Source organism: Labilithrix luteola, from assembly GCF_001263205.1.
GTDB lineage: Bacteria > Myxococcota_A > Polyangia > Polyangiales > Polyangiaceae > Labilithrix > Labilithrix luteola.
Genome location: NZ_CP012333.1, coordinates 1,011,455 through 1,024,532, shown reverse-complemented (window position 1 = coordinate 1,024,532; position 13,078 = coordinate 1,011,455). Strand labels below are relative to the sequence as shown.

The 13,078-nt window shown below is 67.1% G+C and carries 9 protein-coding genes; 6 read left to right on the top strand and 3 right to left on the bottom strand.

The genetic code is table 11. The features are described 5' to 3' along the window. The first annotated feature begins 19 nt into the window (after nt 1–19). From pheS to AKJ09_RS04620, 4 genes are all read left to right on the top strand, one after another. Nucleotides 20–1,054, top strand: a complete 1,035-nt coding sequence (gene pheS / locus AKJ09_RS04635; protein WP_420814274.1) for a phenylalanine--tRNA ligase subunit alpha — start codon at nt 20–22, stop codon at nt 1,052–1,054. Nucleotides 1,055–1,149: 95 nt separating this feature from the next. Beyond that, nucleotides 1,150–3,609, top strand: coding sequence for a phenylalanine--tRNA ligase subunit beta (gene pheT / locus AKJ09_RS04630; RefSeq protein ID WP_146645966.1), 2,460 nt, complete (start codon nt 1,150–1,152; stop codon nt 3,607–3,609). A 10-nt stretch (nt 3,610–3,619) separates the two neighbouring features. Further along, entirely contained in the window at nt 3,620–4,939 is a 1,320-nt protein-coding gene (locus AKJ09_RS04625; protein ID WP_146645965.1) for a serine/threonine-protein kinase, read from the top strand. Between the two features lie 60 nt (nt 4,940–4,999). Continuing rightward, a complete protein-coding gene (locus AKJ09_RS04620; RefSeq protein WP_146645964.1) occupies nt 5,000–5,539 on the top strand; it encodes a DUF1232 domain-containing protein in 540 nt (179 codons plus the stop codon). Between the two features lie 657 nt (nt 5,540–6,196). Here the strand turns inward: AKJ09_RS04620 and AKJ09_RS04615 are convergent. Next, the gene (locus tag AKJ09_RS04615; RefSeq protein WP_240488931.1) at nt 6,197–7,978 is read right to left on the bottom strand and encodes an IgGFc-binding protein; all 1,782 of its coding nucleotides are present in this window, start codon (nt 7,976–7,978) and stop codon (nt 6,197–6,199) included. Nucleotides 7,979–8,265: 287 nt separating this feature from the next. On the opposite strand from AKJ09_RS04615, the gene AKJ09_RS04610 reads away from it, so the two are divergent. Then, entirely contained in the window at nt 8,266–8,553 is a 288-nt protein-coding gene (locus AKJ09_RS04610; protein WP_146645962.1) for a hypothetical protein, read from the top strand. 408 nt (nt 8,554–8,961) lie between these two features. Here AKJ09_RS04610 and AKJ09_RS04605 read toward each other — a convergent pair whose 3' ends face one another. Together AKJ09_RS04605 and AKJ09_RS04600 are read right to left on the bottom strand one after the other, a co-directional pair. Next, nucleotides 8,962–10,704, bottom strand: a complete 1,743-nt coding sequence (locus AKJ09_RS04605; RefSeq protein WP_146645961.1) for a serine/threonine-protein kinase — start codon at nt 10,702–10,704, stop codon at nt 8,962–8,964. A gap of 390 nt (nt 10,705–11,094) precedes the next feature. After that, nucleotides 11,095–11,760, bottom strand: a complete 666-nt coding sequence (locus AKJ09_RS04600; protein WP_205633601.1) for a hypothetical protein — start codon at nt 11,758–11,760, stop codon at nt 11,095–11,097. A gap of 227 nt (nt 11,761–11,987) precedes the next feature. On the opposite strand from AKJ09_RS04600, the gene AKJ09_RS04595 reads away from it, so the two are divergent. Beyond that, nucleotides 11,988–13,016: a hypothetical protein gene (locus tag AKJ09_RS04595; protein ID WP_146645959.1), complete on the top strand. Its 1,029-nt coding sequence runs from the start codon at nt 11,988–11,990 to the stop codon at nt 13,014–13,016. Nucleotides 13,017–13,078: the final 62 nt, after the last annotated feature.

Genomic DNA, 13,078 nt, shown 5'->3' with positions numbered 1-13,078 from the left:
GAGCGATCCGACCGCGACCATCGACCGTGCCCTTGCCGACTTGCGAAATGGCTTCTTGCCGCGCTTTCAGGCCGCTTCCACCGAGCAAGCGCTCCGCGACGAGAACGCGAAGATCCTCGGAAAGAAAGGCGAGCTCACCGCAATCCTGAAGCAGCTTGGCCAGGCGCCGCCCGAGGGCCGCAAGGCGATCGGCGAGAAGGTCAACGCGCTCAAGCAGGAAGTCGAAGCTGGCTTCGACAAGTGCCTGAACGATCTGCGCAGGAAGCAGCGCGAAGCCGAGCTGTCGGCGCCGCCCTTCGATCTCACGCTGCCGGCGCGCATGCCGGTCACCGCGGGCCACAAGCATCCGATTGCGATGGTCCGCGAGGACGTGGTGGCCGTGTTCCGCCAGCTCGGCTTCGCCGTGTTCGACGGGCCGGAGATCGAGCACGAAGAGAACAACTTCACGATGCTCGGCTTCCCGCCGGATCACCCGGCGACCGACATGCAGGACAGCTTCTGGACCAAGTCCAACAAGCTTCTCCGCACGCATACGTCGAACGTCCAGATCCGCGCGATGACGTCGCTGAAGCCGCCGATGGCCTTCATCGCGCCAGGCACCGTCTTCCGTCGTGACGATGACGCCACGCACTCGCCGATGTTCCACCAGATCGAGGCCTTCCTCATCGACCGGAACGTCACGCTCGCGCACCTCAAGGGCGTGCTCGCCGAGTTCGCGAATCGTCTCTACGGGCCGGGCACGCCGGTTCGCCTCCGTCCCAGCTACTTCCCGTTCGTCGAACCCGGCGCCGAGGTCGACATCGGTTGCGTGTTCTGCAAGCAGCCGGACGGAACGCGTGCAGGATGCAGCCTTTGCAAGCACACCGGCTGGATCGAGGTGCTCGGCTGCGGGATGATCCATCCCGTGGTGCTCGAGAACTGCGGCATCGATCCCGACGAGTGGTCGGGCTTCGCGCTCGGCATGGGCCTCGAGCGCATCGCGATGCTCCGCTACGACATTCCGAACATCAAGCTGATGTTCGACAACGATCCGCGCTTCCTCGCTCAGTTCTGAGGCCGGCGGGGGGGCGGAAGTTCCGCCGATTCGGCCTCAGCACGAGTGTGGGGGTGATGGAGAACGCGGGGCGGGCGTGGTAATTCGTCCGTCCCATGAAGGCTTCGTATCGGTGGCTTCGCGAGCTCGTCCCTCAGCTTGAGGAGGCGAAGCATTCGCCGCGTGAACTTGCTGCGCGGCTGACGGCGTCGGGGCTCGAAGTCGAAGGCATCACGGAGTTCGGCGAGGCGGCCGACGCGTGCATCGTCGTGCGCGTCGTGTCGATGCGCCCGCACCCCACGAAGAGCGGTCTTCGCCTCGTGACGGTCGAGCGGGGAGGCGGTGCCACCCAGGAAGTCGTGTGTGGTGCGCCGAACGTTCCCGATCCGGGCGGCCTCGTCGTGCTCGCACCGCTCGGTGCGCGCTTGCCCGCCGTGAACCTCACCATCGCCAAGCGCGCCATCGGCGGCGTCGAGAGCGAAGGCATGCTCTGCAGCGAGGAGGAGCTCGGGCTCGGTGAAGGTCACGAGGGCATCATCGTTCTCCCCGTGGGGATCGCCGAGCCGGGCACGAAGCTCTCGCAGGCGGTGCCGAACATGCGCGACACGGTGCTCGAGATCGGCCTCACGCCGAACCGCCCTGACGGACTCGGGCACGTCGGTCTCGCCCGCGAGATCTGCGCGCTCTACGGATTCCCATTCGCCTGGCCGTCGTCGGGCGTGACCGGGAAGACCTCCTCGCAGGCCACCTCCGACGTCGTGTCGATCACCGTCGACGACGCCGAGCGCTGCCCGCACTACGGCGCGGCGGGTGCGGTTGGCGTGAAGATCGGCGCTTCGCCGCTCGCCATTCGCTATCGCCTCGCGGCGCTCGGTGTGCGGTCGATCTCGAACGTCGTCGACGTCACGAACGTCGTGATGCTCGAGTTCGGGCACCCCATGCACGCGTTCGATCTCGATCGCGTGCGCGGCGCGCGCGTCGTGGTTCGTCGCGCCAACGACGGCGAGAAGCTCACCACGCTCGACGGCGTCGAACGCACCCTCGTCGCCGACGACCTTCTCATCTGCGACGGCGAGGGTCCCGTGGCGCTCGCCGGCATCATGGGCGGCGCGTCGAGCGAGATTCAGTCCGATACCAAGCGCGTGCTCTTCGAGGTTGCCTGGTTCGACCCGCGCGGCATCCGTCGCAGCGGTCGTCGCCACGCAATGCACACCGAGTCGAGCCATCGCTTCGAACGCGGTGTCGATCCGGGCGACGTGTCACGCGTTCTCGACCGTGCGGTTTCGCTCACCCTGGAGCTCGCCGGCGGCGAAGCGACCAAGGGACAGATTCATGTGCAAGGTGCACGTACTTCGCCCGAGCCCACGCAGCCCCTCCGCCGATCGATCCACTTCCGCGCGCGCCGCATGCCGGAGCTGCTCGGCGTCGATGTGCCGTTCGCCGAGGCCAAGGGGATTCTCGAGCGCCTTGGCTGCGAGGTGACGGCGAAGGACGACGCCGAAGCGGACGTGATCGTCCCGACGCACCGCCCGGACCTCACGCGCGAGGTCGACCTTGTCGAAGAAGTGATCCGCGTGCGCGGCATGGATGCCGTGCCGGCCGAGCTGCCGGCCATTCGCGCTTCGCGTGACGTGGGCGGCCGCGAAGAGCTGTCGCGCCGCGCGCGCCAGGTGGCCGTGGGCATCGGCCTCTCGGAGGCCATCACGTTCGGCTTCACCTCGACGAGCATGCTCGCCACGCTCTCCGCGCCGACCCCCACCGTGGTGCTCGCGAATCCGCTCGGTGAGCACCACGCCGTGATGCGCACCACCGTGCTTCCCGGCCTGCTCGATGCCGTCCGCAATGCGCGTCGGCACGGGCAGCGTGACGTGCGTGAGTTCACGATCGGCTCGGTCTTCCTCGCCCGTGACGAAAAGTCCGGCAAGAAGGACGACGAACTTCCGAACGAGCGCCTCCGCATCGGTATGGTCCTCGCGGGCGAGCGCCCCGGCTGGCTCGGCAAGCCGAAGGACTTCGACGCCTGGGACATCAAGGGCTATGCGTCAGCGCTCCTCGCGGGGATCTCGGGCGAAGCGGTCTCCGTCGTTCCGGCGACGCGCGACACGGCGCCGGGGCACCTCCACCCGCGCGGCGCGGCCTTCCTCGAGGTGAACGGCACGCGGGTCGGAACGTTCGGCATTCTCCACCCCGACGTCGTCGACGCCCTCGAGCTCGACGGCGAAGTGCTCGTGGCGGAGATCGACATGGAGCCGTTCGCTGCAGGGCCGAAGACCCCGCAATATGCGGCGATTCCGCGGTTCCCTGCGAGCCCGCGCGACGCCTCGTTCGCCGTGAAGGACGCCATTCCTGCGGGCGAAGTCGAACAGGTCGTGCGCGCCGCGGCTGGACCGCTCGCCGTCGACGTCAAGCTCTTCGACCGCTTCGTGGGAGGCAATCTGCCCGAGGGCTACTCGAGCCTGACCTTCCGCGTCGTTTATCGCGCGAACGACCGCACGCTCACGGACGCCGAAGTCGACGCCGCGCACGCGAACGTCCACAAGGAAGTCGAAACCCGCCTCGGCGCCACGCTGAGGTAGGATTCAGCCCGTGACTGGCGCCACCCCGCCTCAAACGGATCTCGGCGGGTCGCTCGTTGGAGCGCCCGTCGGTGCGCTCGTCGGTGCGATCCTTTGCAAGAAGTACACGCTGAAGCGCCTCATCGGCACGGGCAGCATGGGCTCCGTGTACGAGGCGTACAGCGCCGAGGGCGGCAGGCCGCTCGCGGTGAAGCTTCTCGCCGTCGACTACCTCCACGACGAGGAGATCAAGTCACGGTTCCTTGCCGAGGGGCAGGTCTGCCAGCGCCTCATTCATCCGAACATCGTCCGGGTGGAGGCGATCGACACGGCCGAGGACGGCACGCCGTTCATCGTGATGGAGCTGCTCGAAGGCGTACCCCTCAGCGCGTACACGCGTGCGGGCGTGCGCGTGCCGATGCAGCAGGCTGCGACGATTCTCCAGGGAATCCTGGCCGGACTCTCCGCCGCGCACGCGCAGGGCATCGTTCATCGGGATTTGAAGCCCGAGAACGTGTTCCTCGCGCGTGAGGCGAACGGGGCGTTCTCGGCGAAGCTCCTCGACTTCGGCATCGCCAAGGTGATGGACGTCGCCGGCGGTATGGGCAGCAAGACGCGCACGGGGGTGCTCCTCGGCACGCCTGCGTACATGAGCCCGGAGCAGATCAAGAACTCCAAAGACGTCGACGCGCGCACCGACCTGTGGAGCGCGGGCGTGATGTTCTACGAGATGCTCACCGGGCGCGTGGCCTTCCCGGCCCCTACCGAGTACGCGCGTCTCGCGGCGGTGACCAACACGACGCCGCCCCCGATCGACACCATCGATCCACAGCTCGCACGCTTCTCCGCCTTCGTGCAGCTGGCCATGCAGAAGGACCGCGCGCAGCGCTATCAGACGGGCCTCGAGATGGCGCGCGCGCTCGCCGCCGCGGCCGGAGCAGGAGCCGACCCCGCGACGCACGCGGCCCCAGGCATGCCGCTCAGCCGCCTGCCCGACGTGCCGAGCATGTGGATGCCTCAAAAGGGAGGCATCCCGTCGTCGAACAATCCGGTGACGATGGAGCCCGCCGGCGCCCCGGCGACGACCGCAGCAGTCGCTGCGCCTGCAGCCGAGAACGTTGGACCCAGCGGAACGCTCGCGAGCAGGGCTGGACGTCCGGTCACCGATCCGCCGGTGAAGATCGCCGTCGTCGGTGCATCTGCCGGCACGCTGCCGTCGGAGAACCTCCCGATGTTCAGTGCATCGGGCACCCCGAAACGCGGGGTCGCGCCGGTGCTGGTCGCCGTTTTCGTTCTTTTGGCGCTGTGCGTCGGATTTTTCCTCGGCTGGACGGCGGCGCGCCTCCACTGAGAGGTGCGTGAAGACGCGTTGCGCGCGCTCGCGGGTCCTTGGTAGCCTCCTTCGGTTCCCATGACCGACACCGCCGCACTCACTCGCTACCTCGATGTCTTCCCCGGCTGGCTCCGTACCCTCGGCGAAGACGCCGGCGCGCTCGGCAGTATGGTCTCGAGCGAAGGGCAGGAGACCGTGCGTCGCTACGCGACCGCCGGCTTGAACTACATCTTCAAGTCGCTCGACCTGATCCCGGACGGCATCGACGACATCGGCTTCTGCGATGACGCCTTCGTCATCCGCGTCGCCGCTGCGCTCGCGTGTGAAGAGGAGCCCGGCGCGAAAGAAGGCGTCGTGGGACGCCTCGCGGACGACGCGAAGCTCATCGAAGATTTCATGGGCGAGGACTATCCGCGCCTCGTCACGTACGTGCAGACGCTCCGCAAGCGCGAAGCTCGCGGCCGCACGGTCGAAGACATCATGACGGACGAAGCCGTCCGCAACACGTTCGTGCACGAAGTCTCGGCTTGGGCGCAGGAGTACCAGGTGCCCACCTTCACGCGCGATGTGAAGACCCTCATCAAGCTGAAGGCCTTCCTCTCGGCGAAGCTCGCTTAGGCTTGTCTTGTGGGGGCCGAAGGCCCCCTCGAAACCTCCGGTTTCGAGCCTCCCCCCCGCTGATCGCGGCGGGTCGCCTGACGGCGCGTCGCGCTATGCGCGCGACGAAGAACCCGCCGCTCGCGTTGGGGCGACCCGCGGGCGTCTTGGTCTCTCAGAGGGCGACCGGCGAGTGGCGCTTTCTGCGGTGAGCCGTGGGGCGTCTTCGGCGCGACGAAGAACCCGCCGCTCGCGTTGGGGCGACCCCGCAGGCGCGTCGGGATCTCGGGGGCGGCCGGCGAGTGGCGCTTCTATCCCGTGCGCGGTTCGGCTGCGGCCAAGAATCCGACGGTGCGCGGCCAGCTCGCTGGTCTCGACGCGACAGTGCTGTCGTATCGACGCCAGCTGGCTGCTGTCGTCATCACAACGCTGTCGGGATGGTCCAGCCAGCTGGGCTCCGTCATGACCGTACTGTCGTGTCGAAGCCAGCTGGCTGGAAAACTGGGGCCTTCACTGTCGAAACGAGAGCACCGTCATGCCAGTAAACGCACAAGCACTGTCGTGATGGAGGCAGCTGGCTACCGACGAGTCACCACCGACTGTCGCAGCGGTCGTTCGTCATGACACTCGATGTCGGAGTGCGCTGGCGCCGAGCCAGCGGGCAGCTCCCCTCGTGAATCACTTCGAAGCGAGCTCCGCCGGCAGCCAGTAGCTGTCGTCTCGGAAGAAGCCGAACACGTCGACGCCGACGGGGGCCGAGCCCGTGATGTGGTGGATGCCAGGCGTGCTGGAGGAGTAAGCGAGCTCATGGCGCGCCACTCCGAAGCCGCTGGAACCGATCGGCTTCAGTGAGGCGATGAGCTCGCCGTCGAGCCGGACGATCGAACCGAGCGGCGCGACCATGTCGACGTACGTTCGCATTCCCGGCAGCGTGTTGACGGCATAGGCCGTCTTGTATCGGTCGACGGGCACTGCGAGGGTAAGCGATGGGTCGGCGCCCCGGTAGTTCGGCGGGTTGCCACTCGAGCCCACCTGATATTGCGCGACGAGCACCGGCAGGTTGGCGCGCACCTCGACGTCCTTCGTCGTCCGCAGTTCGACCCAATCGCCGGCTTGCGCGATGGTGGTCGGAGCTCCCTCTTGCGGCGGTTCATAGGTCAACGTCGTCCCTGGTTGAGTGGCGAGGATGCGGATCACCTGGTCGGGCTCGGGATCGCTCGGGACGATGGGACCGACCGCGATGAAGCGTGTGGCCGCCATCGAGATCGGCCAGATGGTCTCTTCCAGGTGGTCACACGTAAGGACCCCGTCGGGAACGAACGCGCACTGATGACCGCCGATGATCTGAATGGGCTTGTCGGCAATCGCGAGCGTGCCCGTCGGATCGTTCGTGGTCGCCGTCGTGGAGGCGGTGACGATCTCGACGACGTCACCACGATTCATCGTGATGGTCCCGCTCCCCTTCGCGTCGATGCCGGTGACGCCGGACTTGATCGTCAACCCTCGCGGCGGCGCGGTCAGCTGAACCACCGTGCCGTCTTCGCTGGCAGTGATCGCGTAGAAGCCCTCACCGGTGTTCGTGTGATGGCGAGCGACGATTCGATAGTCCTTGCCCCACGCGTTGACCGGCAAGAGTAGAGACGCGTCGCCCGAATAGCCAAAGCCGTCGATCGGACTGTACTGGCGTACCGTGACCGGCCTCGTGGCGCGCAACCGATAGCTGCCTTGATCGACACGCACCGAGCCAGGCATCGCGCTCGGGGACGCTGGACCCCTGAGCTCGGTCACCCACGGTAGTTCGAACGCTGCGCTCGTGTTGCCCGCGAGCGTTCGTGATTCGAGGATCGTATCGCCTTTCGAGGTCGTCACCACCACGGGCTCGGCCGAGTCGTTCGTTACGATGACACCGAACTTGCTATCAACGTCCGCCCGGAACGAGTTCACGGTGACGGTTGGATAGAACTCGCAGCCCAACGAGCCGTTGCCCAGCGCCGAAGGTGAGCACGGTCCCTCACAGGTGCCGCTCGCTGCGTTGCACGTCAGTCCCAGGAGGGGATCACATTCTGCGGTGACCAGGTGCAGGCCATCCGGGCACGACGTGGCGACGTTGCCATTGCAGCTGCCTACGCCCGGCTCGCAGGCCACGCAGTCGGCCGGCTCGGGCTGGCCGTCACAATCATCGTCCACTCCGCCATTGCATTGCTCTCGGTGCGGTACGATCTCGTCGACGCACGGCCCGTAGCCGAGCCCGTCAGTGTTGCAAATGGCGATGCCTGACTTGCAAGCGCCGACATCGCGCGTTCCTTCAGCGCCGGAATAGCAACTTGTCGTAGTCCCCGGCGCGCAGTCCGTGGCGCCCGCATCTGCCAGGCCGGCATCACGTTCGTCGATGTTCTTCGGGGAATTCGACTCGGACGACCCACAGGCGATGACGCCGACGACTGCAGCCGCCAAGAACATCACGACTGGAACCATCGGTTGTTTGAAATGCATCTATTCTTTGAATTGGAAATAGGCAGACGAAGCCGAACGAACCTTATGGGGGCCCATCCCATCAACGCAACGAGAGAGTGAAATGGTTACACGCCGCAAATACGGTCGAGCTCTCCCGTAGTGTCCTGCCCGTATCCAAACGACGCTCGCCGCCGAATTCGAAGAACGTCGAACGTCGCTACGAGAAACGCCCTCGTCGACCGCCTCGAACTCATTGCTGCAGATCGTGGTCGTCGCTAGCGTGCGTGGCTGTCATGGTGTCCAAGCAAATCCTTCCGCTCCTCGTAGGCCTTCTGTTCGTGCAGTGCACGACGTCGGCATCTGTCATGGAACAGATCAGGCCACGCGCGGTCTTCGATCTCAACTGCCCAGCAAATCAGATTCAGGTGGTCGAGATCGCGGGTGGGGGGGCCGGCGTCGGAACATACGGCGCCATCGGATGCGGGCAGCGTGTTCGCTACGAGACGGTATGCAGCTTCGATGGGTCGCAGTGTTCCATCAAGGTCGCGACCGCGGCGAACAGCCCGAAGCCGACCGAATAGGCCGTCGGATCCGCAGGCGGAGACGAGAACCGTCGCTGCGTCGCACGTAGTCGACCGCGTATACCGAGCGGCAAGCGCGGGGACGCAAGTGCCGAGGGCTCGCCGCCGCTCCTTCGTTTGGTGTTCGCTAGCTTGACCGGTAGCGACTGAGAGACCAAGACGCTGGTGGGTAGGCTCGAGGCAAGCGGCGGGTTCTCCGTCGCGCGCATCGCGCGCCGGTCTTACGGAGAATAGCCGCTGCGCTAGCGGGTGACGACTCGAGAGACCAAGACGCCTGTAGGTCGCCCCAATGCGAGCGGCGGGTTCTTCGTCGCGCGCATCGCGCGACGCGCCGTCAGGCGACCCGCCGCGATCAGCCGGGGGGAGGCTCGAAACCGTGAGGTTTCGAGGGGGGCCTTCGGCCCCCAACTAGAGAACCGGGCCCCGGCTCTCCGTGCCCATCGGCACGACGTGCTTCGAGCCGGCGTTCGCCGCTTGTGAGCCGCCGTGCATGTTCGACATGAGCTCCTGAATCAGATCCCGTGCTTCGGGCTTCTGCTTCAGGTGGTTGAGGAGGAGCGTCGAGACTTCGCTGAAGGCCTTCTCGAAGTTGAGTCCTTCGCGCGTGCGTGAGGCGACCTTCTCGCGTCCGGCGGCGAGATCTTCTTCGAGCGCTTCGGCGTAGCGCGCGAGTTGGGCGCGGAGCTCGTCGATCTGGCGGCGCAGGTCTTTGGCTTGCGCGTCTTTGACTTGAGCCTTCTGCTCACGCTCACCAAGGGCCTCGCGACGAGCGTCGAGAAGCGCGGCAGCGGCACCGGAGCGTTCGTAGATGGCGCGCAGCGTGGCGGCGGCGCCTCCTTGCTGCGCGGCCTGGTCGGCCTGGGCCTTCGCCGTGCCCGCGGCGCGCTCGGCGACCTGGACGAGCTCGCGGAGCTTCGCGGCCTCTTGCTGCTCGGCCGCCGCGTCACGCAGGGCGCGCGATTCTTCGTGCGCGAGCTCTTCGACCTTACGACCGATCTCCGCGCGGAGTGCACGACCGCGACGCTCGAGCGACTCGAGCTTGCGCGTGTGGCTCGCGACTTCGCCTTCGAGGCGTGTGGCTCGCGAGGCGAGGTCCCACGTCTGCACGAGTGCGTTCTGCACCTCGGTTGGCAAATTGCCTGCAGGATACACGCGGCTCACCATGCGCGAGAAAAGCGCGGCGCGGTTCGCCCACTCGATGACGCCGGGCGATTGCGGCGGGGGAGGGGGCGGCGCGGCGTTCTCCTGGCCGGGCTGCTGCACTTCCCACGGCGTCGACGGGAGCGAGCGCTGCAGCGCCTTGAGCTCTTCGTGGAGGTGGTGGGCGTCCTGGTAACGTTTGCGGCGCTCCTTCTCGAGGAGCTTGAGCACGATGAGCTCCGCCTGCGGGAGCACATCGGGCTTGATGGCCGCAGGCTTCGGCGGCGGCGAGCTGCGCTGCATCTCGAGCAGCGTGTCGCGATCGTTCGAGCGGAACGGGAGCTGACCCGTGAGCATTTCGAAGAAAAGAACGCCAAGCGCGTAGAGGTCGCTCGGCGGGCCAGCTTCTTCGCCTCGGGCCTGTTCGGGCGACATGTATTCGGGGGTTCCGAACACCGCGCCTTTGGGCGCGAGGCGCGGGTCCATCGCCAGGTGCGCGAGCCCGAAGTCGAGGATCTTCACGAAGTCCTTTCGGCCGCCGCGGCTCGAAAGGAGGATGTTGTCGCTCTTGAGGTCGCGGTGCACGACGCCGAGGTCGTGGGCACGGGCGAGCGCGGCGCACATCTGCTCGAGGAGGTCGACAGCGCGTGCGAGAGGCATCGGCCCCTTCGCCAGCTCGCTCGAGAGGGAGGTACCGACGAGGTACTCCATCACCAGATAGAGCTCGCCCTCCTCCGTCTCGCCGATGTCGTGGATGTCGATGATGTGCGCGTGGTCGACGCGGTTGGCTGCACGTGCTTCGCGGAGCATCCACGCACGGAGGTGCGTCTCACCGCGGAGGTCGGGGCGAATGAGCTTGAGCGCGACGACGCGATCGATGAGCACGTGGCGCGCCCGATAGACGACGCCCATACCGCCTTCGCCCGCCCTCGCTTCGAGCCGGTACCGACCGGCGACGACGCGTCCGAGCATCGGATCCTGCGGCTTCGTGACGTTGCGCGAGGTGTTCACCAAAGCTCCTTGTGTTGCCGTGCTGCACCGCGTGAGCTCTCCCCCGACGACCACCCGATTTCATGCCGGGAAGCCACGCTTTTTCGAGAGGCTACAGCGAAGCGAAGCAACAGGCTACAGGGGACGAGGAGGGGTTGGCCCAACAAATAGCCGCGATTACGACCGCGCCCGGACCGGTCGTAGCGGGGCCTTCGTCGAGTCGTCACTCGCCGTCACGACTCGTCATTGAGCCCGCCGTCGAAGTGCGGAAATGCCTATTTAACCGACCTCGAAATGCACGAACGCGTCGCCAACATCGCGTGCGCACACCTCCTCATCCCGTGCCTGGTCGGTCGTCGAACCAGGCATTGGGGCAGGTGTTTGGCGGTTCGAAGCAGCTCGGAGACGCGTTTAGAACTGGACGCGAACGACGGGGAAGCGCAACTCGCTGCCCGTGTTCTGCACCGCGAGCGCCTTGGCTTGCGCGGCCGTGAAGACGGGGCGCACTTCGGGCACGGGCACGCCGACGTAGAAGCCGCCCTCGTTCAGATTGATTAGCGACTGCGGGCCCGGGGTTGCACCACCACCGCCGCCTGCGGGGGGCGTGGTCGGGGGCGGCGACGTCGGCTGGGGCGCGCCAGGCGTGGGCGCGTTACCCGCGGGCGTGCTGCCTGACGGAACGCCAACGACGGCACTTCCACCGGGCTGACCCGGATCGGAAGGCGGGAGGCTCTGGACGGGCCGATCGTCGCGCGCGCCCTCCGCGGGGAGGTAGCGCGTCTGATCGAGCGCGATGACGAGCGCGGGGATCACGAGCGCGAGACCGCCTGCGAGCAGGTACGCGGGGACGCGTCCGTCGTCGACGCCCTGCTCGATGAAATGTCCGCCCACACCACCTGCGGCCGCTCCGCCGAGCGCGCCCAGGGCGTACGCCCAACCGTTGCGCACGCCGAACAGTGCCTCGCCGAAAACGACGATCTCGCCGCCCAGCAGCGCACCACCTGCGATGCCTTTGCCGGAAGGAGAGACCTCTTCGGCATGGGCTGTGCGCGGGGCCACGGTCGACATCGCCGTCACGACGGCAAGGGCAAACGCGCAAGGGCCGCTCGCTCGCGCGCTTCGAGCGCCTCCACGAGGATTCGTACGGTGCTGGCGGAACTCGTTGGTCATCGGCATGAGGCCCTCGCCACTCCTTGGTGGCCGCAAGCTATCACGACGTTCACCCGGGCCGGAAGGGTGTGTGGCAGCCGGTAGGCGTAGCGTGTCACGAGCGCCCAAGGCGTGTAGATTCGGCGCCGTCACGGATGAGGAAGGCTGCACCGGATCCGATTGCCCCTGCGGCGCTGCGTGGAGCCGTGGCCGGAAGCGGGCTCGTGCTGCTCGCGGCACTCGTCGGTGCTGCCGTGCGCCTTCTGCCTTGGGCGCTCGATCCGACGATCCCGTGGGCAACGCTCGCGCCCTTCGCGAAGAGCCTCCTCGCCGTCGCGATCGAAGCGGCCATCCTCACGGGCTGGCCGGTGGGATGGGCGCTCGCTGCGCAGCGCTTGGTCGAGCGCGGTGAAGCGCGAGTTCTCGCATCGCTCGGTGAGTCGCCCGTCCGAACCCTCGCGCGCCTGGCTCCTCAGGCCATGGTGTTCGTCGTCGTTCTCGCAGCGACCTCCGTGGCGCTCGGCCGCGAAGCTGCGGCTCCTGGGCGGATCGTCGACGCGCTGCTCGCCGAAGGGCGCGCGAATTGCGTGGCTTCGGAAGGCAAGCCGGCGACGTTCTCCGTGCCCTTCGTTTCGGCCACGTGGCTGTGCGGAGGCAACGTTCCGCGCCTCGTCGGACGCGCGCCGCTCGGAGGGATCGTCTTCACCGCCGCCGGAGCACGCGTCAGCGACGATCTGCGCCGGATCGATCTCGACGATGCTCGCCTCGCGCTCTCGGCGCCGGGGGAGGCGAAGACGCTCGGTCTACGCGTGCACGTCGCTTCGCTCACGCTCAAAGGCATGGCTCCGTGGGCACGGGCTTCCTCGATCCCCCCTGCGGTTCGGGCGCTCGTCGTCACGGCGTCGGGCCTGGCGGCGTCCTGTGCCGTCGTCTTTGCACTTTTGAAGCTCCGCCGTAGAAGGGTCGGGGGCGTCATCGCGGTCGCGCTCGGATCGAGTGGGCCTCTCGCGGCGCTGGGAGCGCTCCGTGGGCTCGAGCTTCGCATCCCGGACGTCGCGCCAGGGGCCTGGTTGCTGGTTTTCGTGTTCGTGCCCTGCGCCGCCGTGCTCGCCGTTTTTGCGGGTGCTATGGTTCTTACGGCGTTCGGTCGAGCCCGCTCGGGCAAGCAGGCCGCCGGCCGGTGACTCAAGACTCAGGACTCGAGACTCAAGACTCAACCGTGACGCTCGCGACGTTCGCGAGAAGA